This is a genomic window from Leptothrix ochracea (assembly GCF_041083635.1).
GTDB classification, from domain to species: Bacteria; Pseudomonadota; Gammaproteobacteria; order Burkholderiales; family Burkholderiaceae_C; genus Sphaerotilus; species Sphaerotilus ochraceus.
On record NZ_JBFPHB010000003.1, the window covers coordinates 121,618 to 140,602 of the forward strand.

Genomic DNA, 18,985 nt, shown 5'->3' on the forward strand with positions numbered 1-18,985 from the left:
CCGCCGACCGAGGATGGTCGCGGGCTAGCACGGGCACGACTTGCGCATGAGCAATTTAGATCTTGAAGAGCAGGAACAGCTCGAACAACTGAAGCACTTCTGGCGGCGTTGGGGCAACGTGATCAGCTGGTCGCTGGTGGCGGTGCTGCTGGCGTGGTCGGGCTGGAATGGCTGGCAGTGGTGGCAACGCGACCAAGCCGCCAAGGCAGCGGGCATGTTTGACGCCTTGGAGCAAGGCGTGTCGGCGGGCGATGTGGCGCGTGTCAATCAAGTTTTTGCGGATTTGAAAAGCCGCTACCCCGGGACCGCCTATGCCGGCCAAGCGGGCTTGATGGCGGCTCGTCTGCAATGGGAACGGGGCCAGAAAGAAGCGGCTCGCACCAGCTTGACTTGGGTGATCGACGAGGCTTCTGAGCCGGAATATCGCACCTTGGCAGCATTGCGTTTGGCCGCACTTTGGGCAGAAGACAAAAAGTTCGACGAAGCGCTCAAGCTCTTGGCCGCTGAGCCCCCCAAGGCCATGGTCGCTTTGGTCGATGACCGACGTGGCGATGTCTTGCAGTTGCAGGGCAAGGTCGATGAGGCTGTCAAAGCGTATGCGGCAGCGTGGCAAGCCATGCCCGATACCCTCGATTACCGCCGGGCGGTGGAAGCGAAGTTGATCGCCTTGGGCAAGGCGGACGCGATGGTGTCTGCCGCAGCGCCGATCGCTGCCGCCTCGGGAGCCTCTCGATGACGTGTTTCGCCAATGCCAAGGCTGTCTTGACCCGTGCGGCAGCCTTGTTGGGCTTGTTGGGCTGGGCGGCATGCGCTGGCGTTGGATTGGTGGCCTGTGGTTCTGCGCCGCCGCCTGAGCCAACGGCTTTGGAGCCTTTCAAGCCCCGCATGACGGGCCAACAGATGTGGTCCAGTTCCCTCGGGCCGTTGGTGCCCGGTCAGACCGTGGCGGTGGTGGGTGAGCGATTTGTGCTGGCCACCTTGGCGGGGGATCTGATCACGCTGGATGCCACCACCGGCTTGCAGCGCGAGCGGGTGCGCGTGGGAGCACCGATCGCTGCGGGGGTTGGCAGCGACGGCGTGTACAGCGCGGTGGTGACACGCGATAACGAATTGGTGGTGGTGGCAGCCGGTGCCATTCGCTGGAAGACCCGGCTCAACATGCGGGTGGTCACGCCGCCCTTGGTCGCGGGTGAGCGGGTGTTCGTGCAAGGGGTGCAGCGCACCGTCGAAGCCTTCGATGCCCAAGACGGCCGCAAGCTGTGGTCCTTCCAGCGTCCAGCCACTGACGCCTTGGCCTTGGCCCAAACCGGTGTGTTGACGGCCTACCAAAACACCTTGTTGGTGGGCGTGGGGCCGCGTTTGGTGGCCTTGGATCCCTTGCTGGGGTCGGTGCGTGCTGAGCATGTGATGGCTACGCCACGCGGCACCAATGAGGTGGAGCGACTGGCCGACTTGGTCGGCCCAGCGGGACGTTCCGGGGATGTGGTGTGCGTCCGTGCGTTCCAATCCAGCGTCGGTTGTGTGGACATGGCACGGTCAAATCTGCTGTGGTCGCGCGCCCATGCTGGCTTCCAAGGACTGGCAGCCGACAGTGATTTTGTCTTTGGGGCGACCACCACCGATCGGCTGACCGCTTGGCGGCAACCCACCGGGGATGTGGTCTGGAGCACCGAGCGCTTCCGTTATCGGGGGTTGAGCGCACCGTTGCTGTTTGATCGCACGGTGGTCTTGGGGGATGCCCAAGGATGGATTCATTTTCTCTCTCGGGACAAGGGCGAAACGCTGTTTCGCTGGTTCACCGATGCGAGTGGTGTGATGGCGCCGCCTGTGCGGGCGGCCAAGAATGTGCTGGTGTTGACCCGTGCGGGCAACGCCTATGGCCTGCGGGTCGAATGACCGATTGAATTGACGTTCTGATGAAACCTGTGATCGCTTTGGTGGGGCGCCCCAATGTGGGCAAATCCACGCTTTTCAACCGACTCACGGGCAGTCGTGATGCGATCGTGGCGGACTATCCCGGCCTGACGCGTGATCGTCACTATGGAGACGGCAAGTTGGCCGGCCACGCCTTCATCGTCATCGATACCGGGGGTTTCGAGCCCGATTGCACCGAAGGCATCTTCAAGGAGATGGCTCGCCAAACCCGTCAAGCGGTGGCTGAAGCCGATGCGGTGGTGTTTGTGGTGGATTTGCGGGCCGGTTTGTCGGCGCAGGACCATGACATTGCCAAGTACCTGCGTAGCGCCAACAAGCGCGTGGTCCTTGCGGCCAACAAGGCCGAAGGCATGATCAACGCGCCGCAATTGGCCGAGTTCTACGAGTTGGGCATCGGTCAGCCGGTGGCGATTTCCTCGGCGCACGGCCAAGGTATCCGCAGCTTGGTGGAGTTGGCGCTGGAAGGCGTGGAGCTTCCCGACGATGACGATGAGGCCAGCGGTCCGATCGGTGGCGCAGCACGGCCCATTCGACTGGCGGTGGCGGGGCGACCCAATGCCGGCAAATCCACCCTGATCAATGCGTGGTTGGGTGAAGAGCGTTTGGTGGCGTTCGATCTTCCCGGAACCACGCGCGACACCATCCATGTGCCTTTTGAGCGCAACGGTCAGCATTTTGAGTTGATCGATACCGCCGGTTTGCGTCGCAAGGGCAAGGTCTTTGAAGCGATCGAGAAGTTTTCGGTCGTCAAAACCCTCCAAGCGATTGCCGACGCTAACGTGGTGCTGTTGGTGGTCGATGCCACCGAAGGGGTGTCCGATCAAGATGCGCACATCGCGGGCTACATCTTGGAGGCGGGTCGTGCCGTGGTGGTGGCGATCAACAAATGGGATGCCATCGACCGCTATCAGCGCGAACGGCTCGATCGTTCCATCGAGCTGCGTCTGCCGTTTTTGAAGTTTGCCCCGATCCTCCAGATCTCGGCCACACGTCGCCAGGGCTTGGGGCCTTTGTGGCAAGCGATCACCGGCGCGTGGGCGGCGGCGATGGCCAAGATGCCCACGCCGGTGCTGACGCGTTTGCTCCAAGAAGCGGTGCAGTTCCAGCAACCCAAGCGGGTGGGCTCGACCCGGCCCAAGCTACGCTACGCCCACCAAGGCGGGCAGAATCCGCCGCTGGTGGTGATCCACGGTAATGCGGTGGATCAAGTCACGGATGTCTATAAGCGCTATTTGGAAAGCCGAATCCGGGCGCATTTCAGCTTGGCGGGTACGCCGCTGCGCATTGAGTTCCGGGCTTCGCATAACCCCTTCGACACCAAAGAATCCTGAAGCCCCCTCGGGGGAGTGGGCACGTGTGTTAACGTGCGCGCTCCTTTCTCCAACGCAACAACTCCACCTAGACGGAGCACCATCGTGAGCAATAACAAAGGGCAACTTTTACAAGACCCGTTTCTGAACCTGCTTCGCAAGGAGCATGTGCCGGTGTCGATCTACCTTGTCAACGGCATCAAGCTGCAAGGGCATATCGAATCCTTTGATCAGTACGTGGTTCTGTTGCGCAATACCGTGACCCAGATGGTTTACAAGCACGCGATCTCGACGGTCGTGCCCGGTCGTCCCGTGGTCAATTTCCACGTCGGTGATCAGCCAGCGGACTTGCTTTGAGCCAGCCCGCTGACGGCCTTTTCGGGTTGACGCACGCTTGACTGCACCGGTTGTTTCTGCCGCTGATTTGCCACGGGCTGTGCTCGTGGGGGTTGACTTTGGCGGTAAGGCTTTCTTCGATCCGTCCCTGGACGAGTTGGCTTTGCTGGCCGAGTCTGCCGGTGATCTGCCGGTGGCGAAGTTGACCGCCAAGCGGCGCAGTGTCGATGCCGCTCTTTTTGTCGGTTCAGGCAAGGCCGATGAAATCAAAGCTTTGGTGCAACTGCACGCCGCGCAATGTGTGATCTTTGATCAGCTCCTTGGGCCGGCGCAGCAGCGCAATTTGGAAAAACACCTCGGTGTGGAGGTGCTCGACCGGACCATGTTGATCCTTGAGATCTTCGCGGCCCGGGCGCGCAGCCACGAAGGCAAGTTGCAAGTCGAGCTGGCCAAGTTGCAGTATCTTTCCACCCGTCTTGTGCGGCGTTGGAGTCATCTGGAACGTCAGCGTGGCGGTGTTGGTTTGCGCGGTGGTCCCGGGGAAACCCAGATTGAGCTCGATCGCCGCATGATTGCCGAGCGCATCAAGGCCGTCAAAGAGCGGTTGATCAAGGTCAAACGCCAGCGCGGCACTCAGCGCAAGGCGCGTGAACGCAGCGGGGTGTTGCGGGTCTCGTTGGTGGGCTACACCAACGCCGGCAAGAGCACCTTGTTCAATGCCTTGGTGAAGGCGCAGGTCTACGCCGCTGATCAGCTTTTCGCCACGCTCGATACCACCACGCGGCAGCTCTATCTTGAGGAAGCGCAGGCTCGGGTGTCGCTCTCCGATACCGTGGGTTTTATCCGCGATCTGCCTCACGCTTTGGTCAATGCTTTCCAAGCCACGTTGCAAGAGGCCATCGAAGCCGATGTCTTGTTGCATGTGGTCGATGCGGCCAGCCCGACATGGTTTGATCAAGTCCGCGAAGTTCAGCGGGTGTTGGCTGAGATCGGGGCGGCCGAGGTGCCACAAATCTTGGTGTTCAACAAACAAGATTTGATGGATGAATCGCTGCTGCCCCGGGCGGACGAGGACTTTTTTGAACTCGAACCGGGCCGCAGTGTTCCCCGACTGTTTGTGAGTGCGATGACGGGCTACGGCTTGCCACGCTTGCGTCAGGCGATCGCTGATTGCCGCGAGGCCGAAAGCGATGCTGGCTTGATGAACAACGATGCCTTCACAACGCAGCCCTATTCCGAATCAGATGATCAGCCTGTGATCCCATGAAAACCGACATGAGTACAGACTCTTCCCCGCGATCTTCTTCGCCAAAACTGCCCACCTTATCGTTGGTCTGGCAGCGCGTCAAGTCCGTCCTCATCTTGAATCAAGGTCGCCCGGAAGGTCCGCCTGATCTGGATGATCTCTGGCGTGATTTCAACCAAAAGCTTGGCGGACTTTTTGGGGCCAAGCGTGACAACCATCCGCCCCCCGAAGGGGGCGGTAGTTCGCCACCACCCATGGGTTTGAAGAACGCTGGCTGGGGTGGGCTTGCTGTCATCGGTGGCGCCGTGCTGGTTTGGCTCGGGAGTGGTTTTTTCATCGTCCCAGAAGGGTATCAAGCGGTGGTCACCACCTTTGGTGCCTACAACCACACCACAGCGGATGCCGGGATTCATTTCCGTTGGCCGTACCCCTTCCAAGCACATGAGACGGTGGCGGTGACGCAGACCCGTTCCACCGAAGTGGGGCGCAACGCGGTGGTGCAGGCAACGGGCTTGCGCGATTCGTCCATGATCACGCAGGACGAAAACATCGTTGACATTCGCTTCACGGTGCAATGGCGTCTGAAAGATGCCAAGGATTTCATGTTTGAAAACCGCAACGTCGAAGAGGCGGTGATGCAAGCCGCCGAGACGGCCGTGCGCGAGATTGTTGGCCGCAGCAGCATGGATTCGGTGCTCTATGAGCAGCGCGATGCCATTGCGACGGACTTGGTGAAGTCGATTCAAAGTCAGCTTGATCGACTCAAAGCCGGCATCTTGGTGGCCAATGTGAATGTGCAAAGTGTGCAACCGCCCGAGCAAGTTCAGGCGGCCTTTGACGATGCCTTCAAAGCCGGTGCCGACCGAGAGCGACTCAAGAACGAAGGCCAAGCCTACGCCAACGACGTGATCCCGAAGGCGCGTGGTATGGCGGCGCGGTTGCGTGAAGAGTCCGAGGGCTATAAAGCTCGGGTCGTTGCTCAAGCCGAAGGGGATGCACAGCGTTTTCGCAGTGTGCTGCCTGAGTATCAGAAAGCCCCGGCTGTGATGCGCGACCGGCTCTACATCGATGCGATGTCGCAGATTTACTCGAATGTGACCAAGGTGATGGTGGATTCGCGGGGTGGTGGCAATTTGCTCTATCTGCCGCTGGATAAATTGTTGCAAGCCTCGACGGGTGGCGCGGCTGTGGCTGCGGCCGGCGGTGCCTCGGCACCGGAGGCTCTGTCGTCGACAGCGGCGGCTCCCGCCGTGGCTGCGGTGGGTTTGCCACCACCTGCGGCTGATCCTCGTTCGCGGGAAGGCACACGCGGTCGTGACCGCGAAGGGCGTTGAGGGGAGATGCACGCATGAATCGTTTCGTTGTCACTGTTGTTTCGCTGTTGCTGGTCTTGGTGTTGGCCATGTCGACGTTGTTTGTCGTCGATCAGCGCAACTTTGCGGTGGTCTATTCGCTGGGTGAAATCCGCGAAGTGATCACCGAACCGGGGTTGAAGTTCAAGTTGCCGCCGCCGCTACAGAACGTGGTTTTCATCGATCGGCGCACCTACACCCTTGACAGCCCCGAAACCCGTCCGATTTTTACGGCCGAAAAGCAGAGCTTGGTCATCGACTGGCTGGTGAAGTGGCGTGTCAAGGAAGCGCGTCAATTCATCCGCAACACCGGCTTGGATCTGCGCAACGCCGAGGCACGCCTTTCGCCCATTGTTCAGGCGGCCTTGAACGAAGAAGTCACCAAGCGCAGCGTGCGTGCCGTGCTTTCGACCGACCGCGAAAAGATCATGCAAGGCGTGATGCAGCGCTTGAGCGATGACGCCAAAAACTTTGGTATCGAGATTGTCGATGTGCGGATCAAGCGGGTCGATTTCGCCGCCACGATCACGGAATCGGTCTATCGCCGTATGGAGTCGGAGCGCAAGCGCGTGGCCAATGAGCTGCGTTCTGAAGGTTCTGCTGAAGGCGAAAAAATCCGCGCTGATGCCGATCGTCAGCGCGAAGTGATCTTGGCCGAGGCCTATCGTGAGGCGCAAAAGGTCAAAGGCGAGGGCGATGCCAAGGCGGCTGTCTTGTACGCTGAATCGTTTGGCCGCGATCCGCAGTTCGCGCAGTTTTTGCGCAGCCTTGATGCCTACAAAGCCAGTTTCCGCAGCAAGAGCGATGTGATCGTGGTGGACCCGAGCACCGAGTTCTTCAAAGTCATGCGCAATGGCGGCGGTTCGGGCGGTGCGGCTGCGCCAGCTCGCAAGTGAGCGATTTGGCATGCTCGATGCCCTGTGGCTGGCTGGTGCCTTGGTGCTGATCTTGGAAGGGCTGTTGCCGCTCTTGCGCCCGCGCCAGTGGCGGCAGGTCTTCGAGCAGGCTTTGCAGCTCTCTGACGGTCAGCTTCGTTTCATCGGGCTGTGTTCTGTGCTCGCGGGCCTGCTGTTGACGGCGGCGCTGTGGCGCTGACGCCGCGCAGCTGAGGGGCTGTGCCGCGCCCGGTACAATCGCACGTTTCATCTACCGCGCTCCTATGTCTTCTGCCTGGCTGTTGCCCGAGCATCTTGCTGATGTCTTGCCCCACGAGGCTCGTCGCCTCGAAGAGCTGCGCCGGACTCTGCTTGATGCCGCCCGATCTTTTGGGCACGAGTTGGTCATGCCGCCCTTGGCCGAGCATCTCGACTCCCTGTTGAGCGGCAGTGGTGAATCGCTTGATTTGATGACCTTCAAGTTGGTCGATCAGTTGAGTGGCCGCACCTTGGGGGTGCGCGCTGACACCACGCCGCAAGTCGCACGCATCGATGCGCATTTGCTCAACCGAGCTGGTGTGACCCGGCTTTGTTATTGCGGCCCGGTGTTGCATGCCTTGCCGGCTGGGGCCTACGCCACCCGCGAGCCCTTGCAGTTTGGCGCCGAAACCTACGGTCACGCTGGGCTGGAAGCGGATTTGGAAATCCAAGATCTGGCCATCGATTGTTTGGGCCGCGCTGGCTTGGCGGGCTTGACCATGGACTTGGGGGACGCGCGCATCGTCACTGCCTTGCTTGACGCGACTGGCGTGGCTGCGCGGGATCGTTCGGCTTGGGTGGCTGCCATGGTGGCCAAGGATCGGCCCGAGTTGCTGCGTCTGATCGCCACCACGCTGGCCCAAGCGACAGACCCAGTGTTGACTCAGGCCCTGTTGGCGTTGCCCGAGTTGTACGGCGACTTGTCTGTGCTGGATCGGGCTCGCCAGCAACTGCCAGCGTTGCCGGCCATCGACGCCGCCTTGCGTGATCTGGCTTGGTTGGCCGGGCACCTTCAGGCCTCGCACCCGGACTTGGTGATCGGTTTCGATTTGGCGGATCTTTCGGGGTACGCCTACTACACCGGCCCGCGTTTTGCGCTCTATGGCAACGGTAGCCGTGAAGCGCTGCTGCGTGGGGGGCGTTATGACGCCGTGGGCCAGATTTTTGGCCGCAGCCGACCCGCCGTCGGCTTCAGCTTGGATCTCAAATCGGTGGTGGCTCACATCAGCTTGGATGGCCGTCGCGCGGCGATCCGAGCCCCTTGGAACGAAGATGCCGCTTTGCGCGCAGCGATTCGGCGTTTGCGCGTTCAAGGTGAAACCGTGACGTGCGTGCTTCCTGGGCACGAGCATGAAGCAGATGAATTTGACTGCGACCGCGAGCTGGTCGAGGTCAATGGACAGTGGGTGGTCTGCACGCGCTGAGCGGTGTCAGACGGCCTGAAAAACACTTCGAGCGGAATATTCCAGATGTCTCAGACAGATACACGCAGTGAGGCGGCGGCTGCCGCACGCGGTCGCAATGTGGTTGTCGTCGGTACCCAATGGGGTGACGAAGGCAAGGGCAAGGTGGTGGATTGGTTGACGGATCACGCTGTGGGTGTGGTGCGTTTCCAAGGCGGACATAACGCCGGTCACACCTTGGTGATCAATGGCAAGAAAACCGCGCTGCAGATCATTCCTTCCGGGATCATGCGTCCCGGCGTGGCCTGCTACATCGGCAACGGTGTGGTGGTGGATCCCACCCATTTGCTGCTTGAAATCGGGCGCTTGGAAGCTGCGGGTCTGGAAGTGCGCTCGCGCTTGTTCATCAGCGAGTCGTGTCCCTTGATCTTGCCCTTCCATGTGGAAGTGGACAAAGCGCGTGAAGCCCTGCGTGAGAACTCCGGCGCCGGCAAGATCGGCACCACCGGCAAGGGGATTGGCCCGGCGTATGAAGACAAGGTCGCCCGCCGTGCGCTGCGCGTTCAAGATCTGAAGCATCCGGCGCGTTTCGAGAAGAAACTGCGCGAATTGCTGGATCTGCATAACTTTGCGTTGTCAGGCTATCTGAAGAGCACGGCGCTTGAATTCCAGCCGATTTTTGATCTGGCCATGCAACAGGCCGAACAGCTCAAGCCCATGATGGCGGACGTGGGCGTGCGCATCGACGCTGCCAACCGTGCGTGCGGCTCGATCCTGTTTGAAGGTGCCCAAGGCACGTTGCTGGACATCGATCACGGCACCTATCCATTCGTTACTTCCAGCAACTGCGTGGCGGGCAACGCGGCGGCTGGCTCCGGCGTCGGCCCGGGCATGTTGCATTACATCTTGGGCATCACCAAGGCCTACACCACGCGCGTGGGCTCCGGGCCGTTCCCGACCGAGTTGCCGATGGATGAGGCCGGTACCGTGGGGCATCACCTCTCGACGGTCGGGCAAGAGCGCGGCACCGTGACGGGTCGTGCACGCCGCTGTGGTTGGCTGGATGCGGCGGCGATGAAGCGCTCCATCCTGATCAACGGTATTTCGGGGCTGTGCCTGACCAAGCTTGATGTTTTGGATGGTCTGTCCGAGATCAAGATGTGCGTCGGCTACGACTTGCATGGTGAGCGCATCGACATCCTGCCGCTCGACGCCGATGAAATCGTCAATTGCGTGCCGGTCTACGAAACTTTTCCAGGCTGGACGGAAACCACGTTTGGCGTGACCGAGTGGGACAAGCTGCCTTTGAACGCGCGCCGCTATCTGGAGCGGGTGCAGGCGTTCATCGGCGCACCGATCGACATGGTTTCGACCGGTCCGGATCGCGATCACACGATCTTGTTGCGTCACCCCTACAAGGGTTGAGGGAGTGATCATGCTGACCGATGACGGTAAACATCTCTACGTTTCTTGGGACGATTACCACCAGATGATCGAACGCTTGGCGCGCCAAGTGCATGAGTCTGGCTGGGCGTTTGATCAGATCCTTTGCTTGGCCCGAGGTGGCCTGCGACCGGGGGATGTGATCTCGCGCATTTTTGACAAACCTTTGGCCATCATGGCCACCAGTTCGTATCGCGCTGAAGCCGGCACGATCCAAGGGCGCTTGGATATGGCGACTTACATCACCATGCCCAAGGGTGAGTTGGCTGGACGGGTGCTTTTGGTGGACGACTTGGCCGATTCGGGCGTGACGCTGCAAGCGGTGGTGGATCGGCTGCGGAGCATGCCGGCTATCCAAGAGTTGCGCTCGGCCGTGTTGTGGGTCAAAGGTATTTCGACCTACGAGCCGGACTACTTTGTCGAAAAGTTGCCGACCAATCCGTGGATTCATCAGCCTTTTGAAGACTATGATCGACTGCGTCCTGCGGATCTGGCCGATCGTCGATCGGTTTGACGCTCGAAAAACCCAGAACCAAGGCCACCTTTCGGGGTGGTTTTTGGGGTGTGAAGCCAAGAAAAAAGCACGATCAACTTGCGCTGATCGTGCTCTGTATCTGGTGCCCAGGAGAGGACTCGAACCTCCACGGAGTTACCCGCTAGTACCTGAAACTAGTGCGTCTACCAATTCCGCCACCTGGGCTTTGCTTTGAAACGTTCTTTTAACTTCGTCTCAAGCTGGGAATTGAATTCTATATCGGGATCAATCTGAAATGCAATACCCTAGTCAAAAGTTTTCGTTGATGAGCGAAATTGAGGGCACCGTTCAGGGGCATCGTGATGGTCATGGCTTTCTGATCACCGGGACCGATGAGCCTGACATTTATCTTTCCCCCCAAGAAATGCGTGCGGTGCTTCATCGTGATCGTGTTCGGGTACGCGTGATTCGCCAAGATCGCAAAGGGCGGCCTGAAGGGCGGATTCTGGAAATCATTGAGCGGCGTAAGACACCGATCATGGGTCGTTTGCTGCATGAGGGGGGGCAGTGGATTGTTGCGCCCGAAGATCGGCGCTTTGGTCAAGACATCCTTATCCCACGCCACAACGTGGCCGAGGCCCAAGTGGGGCAGGTGGTGGCGGTCGAGTTGACCGAGGTGGCCTCGTTGCATACCCAGCCGGTGGGGCGGATTGCGGAAGTGCTGGGTGATATCGATGACCCCGGCATGGAGATCGAGATTGCCGTGCGTAAATTTGAGGTTCCGCACCGCTTTTCACCCGAAACATTGGCGCAGGCCGGCAAGTTGCCCTCACGGCTGCGGGCGGTGGATCGCCAGCAACGTATCGATCTGACCGATGTGCCGCTGGTCACCATTGACGGTGAGGATGCCCGTGATTTTGATGACGCGGTCTATTGCGAGCCGTGTCGGGTCGATCGGGGCAAAGGTTGGCGTTTGTTGGTGGCGATTGCGGACGTGAGTCACTACGTCAAACCAGGACAGCCGCTGGATGACGATGCTTTCGAGCGTTCGACCTCGGTCTATTTCCCGCGCCGAGTCATCCCGATGTTGCCGGAGAAGCTCTCCAACGGGCTGTGCTCCCTCAACCCCGATGAGGATCGACTCAGCATGGTCTGTGACATGCTGGTCACAGCGCAGGGGGACGTGCAGGCCTATCAGTTTTACCCGGCGGTGATTTGCTCACATGCTCGGTTGACCTACACCACGGTGGCGGCTTTGTTGGCCAACACCCGGGGGCCGGAGGCGCAGATGCATGCCGATCTTGTGCCGCAATTGATCCATCTGCACGAGGTTTATCGGGCGCTGCTGAAGGCGCGCAGCGTGCGGGGCGCGGTCGATTTTGAGACCACTGAAACCCAGATCGTTTGCGATGACAACGGCCGGATCGAGAAGATCGTGCCCCGTGTTCGGACCGAAGCGCATCGTTTGATCGAAGAAGCCATGCTGGCGGCCAACGTCTGTGCGGCCGACTTCATTGAGCGGGCCAAACATCCGGCCCTGTTCCGTGTCCACGAAGGGCCGACCCCCGAGAAGCGCCAGACCTTGATCAATTACCTGCGCAGCATGGGGGTGACGGCTGAGTTGAGCGAAGACCCGAAGCCGGCTGAGTTGCAAGCCATTGCGCTGCAAACCCGCGATCGGCCCGATGCGGTGCAGATCCACACCATGCTGCTGCGCTCCATGCAGCAGGCGATCTACACGCCGCACAACAGCGGGCATTTTGGGCTGGCGTACACGGCCTATACCCATTTCACCAGCCCGATTCGGCGCTACCCAGATTTGCTGGTGCATCGGGTCATCAAGGCGCTGTTGCAAGCCAAACGCTACAAGTTAGAGATTCCCTTGCCGCAGCTTGGCGACACCGCGATGGCGACGGCAGCGGATGCCTGGGACGTGGCCGGGGCGCATTGCAGTGCCAACGAGCGTCGCGCCGATGAGGCGTCGCGCGATGTGGAAGCTTGGCTCAAATGCAAGTTCATGCGCGATCGCTTGGGCGAGGTCTATGCCGGCACGGTGAGCGCGGTCACGAGTTTCGGTTTATTCGTGCAACTCGATGCCTTGTTTGTCGAAGGCTTGATTCACATCACCGAATTGGGCGGCGAATACTTCCGCTTGGATGACGCACGACAAGAACTGCGGGGGGAGCGCACGGGGGTCCGTTACGGCATCGGGGCGCGTGTGCGGGTTCAGGTCAGTCGCGTGGATCTCGATGGTCGCCGGATTGATTTCCGCTTGATGACGGACAGCCCCAGTGCTGGATCGAACCCAGCGTCCGGCGCGGGTCTTGGTCGTGAGCGTTTGACGGCTTCAGAAGCCACTTTGGCGGCGGTCAAAGATGCAGATCGGGTGTTGCGTCAAGCGGCGAGGGACAAGAAAAAGCCTACAGCTCGACATGCCCGTACCGATGGCGCTGGACGGGAAAAGGCTCGTCCAGGTCGAAAGGGGGCACGATGAGCTGACGCGCCAGTGTTTCGGCGCGCAGCACTTCGCCTCGTGGGCTGAGCCGTTCGGCGCTCAGACCATGCCAGTGCACCGCCGTATGTGCAGCTTGCCGGGCTGAGTCAATGTGTGCGGCTTGGGGCTCAAGGTGGGCCAGTTGGCTCCAGAGCCCGCCGAGAAAACCGGCCAAGACATCGCCACTGCCCGGCGTGGCCAGTGAAACGTTACCCACGGGATGCAGCATGGCCAAGTGGCCTGGCGTGGTGACGATGCTGCCTGAGCCCTTGAGCACCACGACGCAGTTCAGGGCGTGGGCAAGGTGTGTGGCGGCATTGATGCGATCGGCTTGGACTTCATGGGTTTCCCAGCCGCCGAGCAAGCGTGCTGCTTCGAGCGGATGGGGTGTCAGGATGGTGGCCATATCGTGCTGATGGCGCTCCTTGAGCGCGTGACGCAGGCTCGCATCGCGTGCAACGGCGTTCAGAGCATCGGCATCCAAGACCAGTCTGGGCGCGGTTTCAAGCAGGACCGGGAGCACGTGCTCGATGTCGTCGCCGCCACCGCAGCCGGCGACCACGGTGGCATGGTGGAGCAGGCGCGGATTTTTGAGCAAGTGTTCAAGCGGCCGGGTCATGAGTTCCTTCACCGCAGTTTCGGCCAGCGATGTGAGATGAACCCGACCTGCGCCACCTTGCAGGGCCGCCAAGCCGGCGAGGTGTGCCGCCCCCGACATACCGGGGGCACCGCCTACCACCCAGACATCGCCAAAGCTGCCTTTGTGCTGGGCATGGCAGCGCACGGGCCAGCGCTGACGCAATTGGGCTGTGCTGGCCAGCCAAGCGGTGGGTGCAATCTGTTCGACATCCATGCCCAAGCTGTCCCACCATATCTCGCCGCACAAATCGCGTCCATGAGCCGTGAAGAGGCCTGGGGCCAATCCTAAAAGGGCCAGTGTCCAGCGGGCTTGAATACCCAGGCCCGATTCGGTGAGCGTGCCGGAGTCTGCTCTCAATCCAGAGGGCAAGTCCACGGCCAAGATCGGTGCGGGCGCCGCATTGAAGGCGGTGATGCCATGCGCGAGCATGCCGTCAGGTGTTCGATTCAGGCCGCGACCCAGCAAAGCGTCGATGCTGAGATCTCGTTGCGAAAAACCGTTGGGGGGCATGCATCGGTTGTCGATGGAGACGCCACTTGCTTGGGCGCGGTGCAAGGCTGCACGGGCATCGGGGGGGAGCGGATCTTCGGTGCCCAGCCAACTGACGTGCACGTTCAGCCCGGCGTGCAGTCGAAGCTGTCGCGCGGCTTCAAAGCCATCGCCGCCATTGTTGCCGGGTCCAGCAAGGACCCACACCTGCTGAGCATGCGGCGCCACGGCGCGGGCCAGTCGTGCCACGGCCATGCCAGCGCGTTGCATCAAGGAGGATTCTTCCGGCCAAGAGGCGCTCCCCAGTGATTCGAGGGCCCGATTGCCGGCTGTATCGTAGAGCGGCCAGTGGGTTGCGCGTTGACTGTTTGGGCCCAAGACCCGGCAAAGCCCAAGAGGATGGCGATTCATGATGCTGCGAGCGCGTCGGCGCATGTTTGGGGCCAAGCCGCAGGGGTCATGACTTGGGTGTGATGATCTCGGTGGGCTCGTCGGGCCAAGGCCAGCAAGGCCTTGTCGCGGGTGATGAGCGTGGCTTGACGCGTGATGGCCAGATCAATGAAGCACTGATCATCGGGATCGGTGCAGCGTAAGCGTGGATGGGGTGGGTTTTCTGGGGTGTGAGGCAGAAGGCGTACCCAGCGATCCCAAGCGGTAATCAGGGTTTCGGCGTTGTGCGTTGCATCAAAGTGCTGGCTCAGCGTGGGGTAGCCCAAAACGTGCATGAATTCCTCGCGCATGATGGGTGTCGCAGACCAATGCCAGCGCTGGGCTTGCAGCGCGTGATGAATCGGGCGCATTTCCGGATCATCGAACAGCAGCCAAGCCAAAGCGACGTTGGTATCGAGAATCAATTCACGGCTTATCTCAGCCATGGGCGCACGCTGAATGGTTGGGGATTGAGGCTGGGCTCGCGTCCGGCAATCTGGTCGGCCAGCAAGCGGGCACTGCCACAAGCCAGTGACCAACCGTGCGCACCGTGGCCGACGTTGAGCCACACCCCGCTGGATGGGGCCGGACCGACCACGGGTGGGCCGTGCGGCAGCATGGGGCGAGCGCCTTTCCAGATTTGGGGTTGAGACATGTCCGCCGCGAAGGGGTACCAGCGGTGCAGAGCTTTGTAGAGCGGCATGAGCGCGCCACTTTGTTGCAGCGGTTGGCGATCTTGGAAGATTTCAAATCCACCGGTGACGCGGACACGATCCCCCATGCGGGTGATGGCAATGCCTGTTCGCGCATCGACGATCGCCGAGCGTGGGGCATGACCATCGGTGCGCAGGCGCAAGGTGACGGAGTAGCCGTACACCGGGAGGATGGGCAGTTCTAGGCCGGCACTGCGCAGCACTGGTTTGGCACTGGCGCCACCGCAGATCACGACGGCGTCGTAGGGCTCAATACGCAACTCAGGCAAGCGGTCTTGAGTGCCGGGTGAGCGCAAGGCCCGTTGCTCAAAATGCACCAAGGGGCGACCTTGTGTGCAATCCAACGCCAGGACCTCCGTACCGAAGCGAAAGAGCACGCCGTATTTTTCAGTGGCGATGTCACGCAGCATTTGGGCGAATTGGCGGCAGTTGCCCACGCCGTCATCGGCCAAAAGAAGGCCCCCCGCCAACCGAACCTTCTCGCGCAAACTGGGTTCGATTTCGCGGCAGCGTTCAGGCGTGAGTTCTTGTGCATCAACGCCAAGCTCACCCAGCATCGTCATATGTCGATGGGTGGCTGCAAATTCACGCCCACTGCGCAGCAGCAGCAGCACGCCATCGCTGCGTTCGTAGTCAAGTCGATAGCGTTCGGTGATGCCTGCCAAGCGTTCGCGGCTGAGTCGGGCGAGCTCCACCATGGCGCGAACGTCTTCAGCTTGGGGGGCTTCGCATGCTTGCCACCACTGCCTCAGCCAGCTCCATTGGCTGCGATTGAGGTTGGGCCGCCAGCGCAAAGCTGACTCATGGGTAAACAGGCCGCGCAACAGCCAGCGTCGTAACCCGGGCGCAGCGGCCGGGGAGACGCATCCAGGGGAAACCAAGCCGGCGTTGGCGAAGCTGCCCTCGGAGGCCACCATGTCGTTGCGATCAAAGACGGTGACCCGGTGGCCGTCGATGGCCAGCTCGTAAGCGGTGGTGATGCCGGTGATGCCGGCACCCATGATGGCAATATGCATCCTGCTGAACCCATGTACAATCTGCGGGTTTATCCGGGCCCTGAACCCAAAGCCGTGTGAACCCGCCTTAAAAGCGGCAAAACGCCACCAAGTGCCGCCCATCCGTCCTTGCAAGCTCCGTGCTGCCAGTTCGGTGTGGGTCAAGGTGGAACGAGCAGATAAGGCAGGGAACAGATCAATAAGCCCGAACCCGGTCACCTAAAGGTGTCGCTTGACGCGATTCGTGCCGGATTCTAGACCCAACCTTTGGAGCAAATATGCCCTACTCTATGCGCGAAATGCTGGAAGCCGGCGTCCACTTCGGACACCAAACCCGCTTCTGGAACCCCAAGATGGCCCCGTATATCTTCGGCCATCGCAACAAGATCCACATCATCAACCTCGAAAAGACGGTTCCGCTTTTCGAAGAGGCGACCAAGTTTGCTCGTCAACTGGCAGCACGTCGCGGCACCATCTTGTTCGTCGGCACCAAGCGTCAAGCACGCGAAGTGGTGGCTGAAGAAGCTGCACGCGCTGGTATGCCTTACGTCGATCAGCGTTGGCTCGGCGGCATGCTGACCAACTTCAAGACCGTCAAGGGTTCGTTGAAGAAGCTCAAGGACATGCAAGCTCAGACTGAAGCGGGCTTGGAGTCGATGAGCAAGAAAGAAGGCTTGTTGTTCCAGCGCGAACTGGCCAAGCTGGAAAAAGACATCGGCGGTATCCAAGACATGGGTGGCTTGCCGGATGCGCTGTTCGTGATCGACGTGGGCTTCCACAAGATTGCGATTGCTGAAGCTCAAAAGCTGGGCATTCCCATCATCGGCGTGGTTGATACCAACCACAGCCCGGAAGGCATCAACTACGTGATTCCGGGTAACGACGACTCGGCCAAGGCTGTGGCGCTGTATGCCCGCGCTTTTGCTGACGCCGTGCTCGAAGGCCGTGCCAATGCGGTGGCTGACGTGGTGGAAGCTGTTTCGACGACCTCGTCGGACGAATTCGTGGAAGTCAACGAAGCGGCTTAAACCGTTTCCCAAGGTGCTCGCAAGGGCGCATGACTTCGGGGGCTGAAAAGCCCCTTTTTTCCAAGATTTTCCAAGTTCACTAGGAGAGAAAACATGGCTGCGATCACCGCAAGCATGGTGGCTGAACTGCGCGCTAAGACCGACGCGCCGATGATGGAGTGCAAGAAAGCACTGACCGAAGCTGAAGGCGACATGGTCCGTGCCGAAGAAATCCTGCGTGTCAAGCTCGGCAGCAAAGCCAGCAAGGCCGCGACCCGCGTGACCGCTGAAGGCGTGATCGCCGCAGCTGTCTCCGGTTCGATCGGCGCGCTGGTGGAAGTGAACTGCGAAACCGACTTCGTCTCGAAGAACGATCACTTTGTCGCCTTCGTGCAAGCCTGCGCCAAGTTGGCTGCTGAGCAAAATCCGGCCGACGTGGCTGCCTTGTCCGCTTTGCCGTTGACTCTGGCTGATTTCGGTCCGACCGTGGAAGACGTGCGCAAGGGCTTGATCGGCAAGATCGGCGAAAACATGACCATCCGCCGCTTCAAGCGTTACGCCGATGGCGGCTCCTTGGCGCATTACCTGCACGGTGTGCGTATTGGTGTGATGGTGGAATACACCGGCGACGCCACGGCAGCCAAGGATGCGGCGATGCACATCGCCGCCATGAAGCCGGTGTCGGTGTCGTCGGCCGATGTTCCCGCTGACCTGATCGAAAAAGAGCGCCGCGTGGCTGCCGAGAAGGCCGCTGAGTCCGGCAAGCCGGCTGAGATCGTCGCCAAGATGGTTGAAGGCTCGGTGCAGAAGTACCTGAAGGAAGTCTCCTTGCTGGACCAAGTCTTCGTGAAGGCGGCGGACGGCAAGCAAACCGTGGGCCAATATCTGAAGAGCGTGGGCACCACGGTCACGTCGTTCACGATGTTCATCGTTGGCGAAGGCATCGAGAAAAAGCAAGACGACTTCGCTGCTGAAGTGGCTGCCCAAGTGGCGGCTGCCAAGGGCCTTTGATCTGCGTTTAACCCCTTAAACTTGCTGCCCCCGTCTTTTTTCGAAGGACCTTTTCCATGTCGGCCTACAAACGCATTCTCTTGAAGCTCTCCGGTGAGGCACTCATGGGGGACGATGCTTATGGCATCAATCGCGCCACCATCGTGCGCATCGTGCGTGAGATTCAAGAGGTCACCCGCATGGGGTGCGAGGTTGCGGTGGTGATCGGCGGGGGCAACATTTTTCGAGGGGTGGCTGGCGGCGCGGTCGGTATGGATCGCGCCACCGCCGATTACATGGGCATGCTGGCCACGGTGATGAACGCGCTGGCCTTGGCCGACACGATGCGTCAAGAAGGCTTGGTGGCCCGGGTGATGTCTGCCATTGCGATTGAGCAAGTGGTGGAGTCGTATGTCCGGCCCAAGGCGTTGCAGTACCTCGAAGAGGGTAAGGTCGTGGTTTTTGCTGCGGGCACGGGCAACCCGTTCTTCACCACCGACACGGCTGCGGCTTTGCGGGGTGCGGAAATTGGCGCCCAGATTGTGTTGAAGGCCACCAAGGTCGATGGGGTCTACACCGCCGATCCGAAGACAGATCCTTCGGCGACCCGTTACCCTTCGTTGACTTTTGATGAAGCCATTCAGCGCAATTTGCGCGTGCTTGACGCGGCAGCTTTTGCGGTGTGTCGGGACCAGAATTTGCCGATCCGGGTGTTCTCGATCTTCAAGCCGGGAGCCCTGCGGCGCGTGGTTGAAGGTGCCGATGAAGGCACCTTGGTGCATGTTTGAGCTTGTTGTGAGCCGTTGCTGGAGTC

At 60.5% G+C, this 18,985-nt stretch carries 18 protein-coding genes and 1 tRNA gene; 15 read left to right on the forward strand and 4 right to left on the reverse strand.

Annotation, left to right across the window (positions count from 1 at the left end; translation table 11 throughout):
- Positions 1–46: 46 nt before the first annotated feature.
- The 11 genes from AB3X39_RS01355 to AB3X39_RS01405 all read left to right on the forward strand — a co-directional run bounded on the left by AB3X39_RS01355 (position 47) and on the right by AB3X39_RS01405 (position 10,453).
- Complete coding sequence (locus AB3X39_RS01355; protein ID WP_369415559.1) at positions 47–736, forward strand: YfgM family protein; 690 nt, start codon at positions 47–49, stop codon at positions 734–736.
- A complete protein-coding gene (locus tag AB3X39_RS01360) occupies positions 733–1,896 on the forward strand; it encodes an outer membrane protein assembly factor BamB (RefSeq protein WP_369415560.1) in 1,164 nt (387 codons plus the stop codon). Before AB3X39_RS01355 ends, AB3X39_RS01360 begins: the two co-directional genes overlap by 4 nt.
- A 20-nt stretch (positions 1,897–1,916) precedes the next feature.
- Positions 1,917–3,266 carry a ribosome biogenesis GTPase Der gene (gene der, locus AB3X39_RS01365; protein WP_009453401.1) on the forward strand — a complete coding sequence of 450 codons (1,350 nt, stop codon included), beginning with the start codon at positions 1,917–1,919 and terminating at the stop codon, positions 3,264–3,266.
- Positions 3,267–3,350: 84 nt separating this feature from the next.
- Positions 3,351–3,602, forward strand: coding sequence for an RNA chaperone Hfq (hfq, locus tag AB3X39_RS01370; protein ID WP_009453400.1), 252 nt, complete (start codon positions 3,351–3,353; stop codon positions 3,600–3,602).
- 67 nt (positions 3,603–3,669) lie between these two features.
- Positions 3,670–4,848 carry a GTPase HflX gene (gene hflX, locus AB3X39_RS01375; protein ID WP_369415589.1) on the forward strand — a complete coding sequence of 393 codons (1,179 nt, stop codon included), beginning with the start codon at positions 3,670–3,672 and terminating at the stop codon, positions 4,846–4,848.
- A gap of 8 nt (positions 4,849–4,856) precedes the next feature.
- On the forward strand, positions 4,857–6,161 hold the full coding sequence (hflK, locus tag AB3X39_RS01380) for an FtsH protease activity modulator HflK (protein WP_369415561.1): 1,305 nt from the start codon (positions 4,857–4,859) through the stop codon (positions 6,159–6,161).
- 14 nt (positions 6,162–6,175) lie between these two features.
- Complete coding sequence (gene hflC / locus AB3X39_RS01385; protein WP_369415562.1) at positions 6,176–7,075, forward strand: protease modulator HflC; 900 nt, start codon at positions 6,176–6,178, stop codon at positions 7,073–7,075.
- Positions 7,076–7,085: 10 nt separating this feature from the next.
- Positions 7,086–7,274, forward strand: a complete 189-nt coding sequence (locus tag AB3X39_RS01390; RefSeq protein WP_369415563.1) for a DUF2065 family protein — start codon at positions 7,086–7,088, stop codon at positions 7,272–7,274.
- 64 nt (positions 7,275–7,338) lie between these two features.
- Positions 7,339–8,517 carry an ATP phosphoribosyltransferase regulatory subunit gene (locus tag AB3X39_RS01395; RefSeq protein ID WP_369415564.1) on the forward strand — a complete coding sequence of 393 codons (1,179 nt, stop codon included), beginning with the start codon at positions 7,339–7,341 and terminating at the stop codon, positions 8,515–8,517.
- Between the two features lie 45 nt (positions 8,518–8,562).
- On the forward strand, positions 8,563–9,921 hold the full coding sequence (locus tag AB3X39_RS01400; protein WP_369415565.1) for an adenylosuccinate synthase: 1,359 nt from the start codon (positions 8,563–8,565) through the stop codon (positions 9,919–9,921).
- Between the two features lie 10 nt (positions 9,922–9,931).
- A complete protein-coding gene (locus tag AB3X39_RS01405; protein ID WP_369415566.1) occupies positions 9,932–10,453 on the forward strand; it encodes a phosphoribosyltransferase in 522 nt (173 codons plus the stop codon).
- Positions 10,454–10,554: 101 nt separating this feature from the next.
- Here AB3X39_RS01405 and AB3X39_RS01410 read toward each other — a convergent pair.
- A tRNA-Leu gene (locus AB3X39_RS01410) sits at positions 10,555–10,639 on the reverse strand.
- A gap of 100 nt (positions 10,640–10,739) precedes the next feature.
- Between AB3X39_RS01410 and rnr the strand changes: the two genes are divergently transcribed.
- Positions 10,740–12,908 (forward strand): ribonuclease R, encoded by a 2,169-nt coding sequence (gene rnr, locus AB3X39_RS01415; RefSeq protein ID WP_407069715.1) that lies wholly within the window; start codon positions 10,740–10,742, stop codon positions 12,906–12,908.
- Here rnr and AB3X39_RS01420 read toward each other — a convergent pair.
- The 3 genes from AB3X39_RS01420 to AB3X39_RS01430 all read right to left on the reverse strand — a co-directional run bounded on the left by AB3X39_RS01420 (position 12,835) and on the right by AB3X39_RS01430 (position 16,195).
- Entirely contained in the window at positions 12,835–14,307 is a 1,473-nt protein-coding gene (locus AB3X39_RS01420) for an NAD(P)H-hydrate dehydratase (protein WP_369415568.1), read from the reverse strand. The genes rnr and AB3X39_RS01420 overlap by 74 nt on opposite strands.
- Before the next feature lie 137 nt (positions 14,308–14,444).
- Positions 14,445–14,912, reverse strand: coding sequence for a putative toxin-antitoxin system toxin component, PIN family (locus AB3X39_RS01425; protein WP_369415569.1), 468 nt, complete (start codon positions 14,910–14,912; stop codon positions 14,445–14,447).
- Positions 14,900–16,195: an FAD-dependent oxidoreductase gene (locus tag AB3X39_RS01430; RefSeq protein WP_369415570.1), complete on the reverse strand. Its 1,296-nt coding sequence runs from the start codon at positions 16,193–16,195 to the stop codon at positions 14,900–14,902. The genes AB3X39_RS01425 and AB3X39_RS01430 overlap by 13 nt, the downstream gene beginning before the upstream one ends.
- 257 nt (positions 16,196–16,452) lie before the next feature.
- On the opposite strand from AB3X39_RS01430, the gene rpsB reads away from it, so the two are divergent.
- The 3 genes from rpsB (at position 16,453) to pyrH (ending at position 18,959) form a co-directional block, all read left to right on the forward strand.
- Positions 16,453–17,202: a 30S ribosomal protein S2 gene (gene rpsB, locus AB3X39_RS01435; protein ID WP_369415571.1), complete on the forward strand. Its 750-nt coding sequence runs from the start codon at positions 16,453–16,455 to the stop codon at positions 17,200–17,202.
- Positions 17,203–17,295: 93 nt separating this feature from the next.
- Positions 17,296–18,192, forward strand: a complete 897-nt coding sequence (gene tsf / locus AB3X39_RS01440; RefSeq protein WP_369415572.1) for a translation elongation factor Ts — start codon at positions 17,296–17,298, stop codon at positions 18,190–18,192.
- Between the two features lie 56 nt (positions 18,193–18,248).
- Positions 18,249–18,959, forward strand: coding sequence for a UMP kinase (gene pyrH / locus AB3X39_RS01445; RefSeq protein WP_369415573.1), 711 nt, complete (start codon positions 18,249–18,251; stop codon positions 18,957–18,959).
- Positions 18,960–18,985 lie beyond the last annotated feature (26 nt).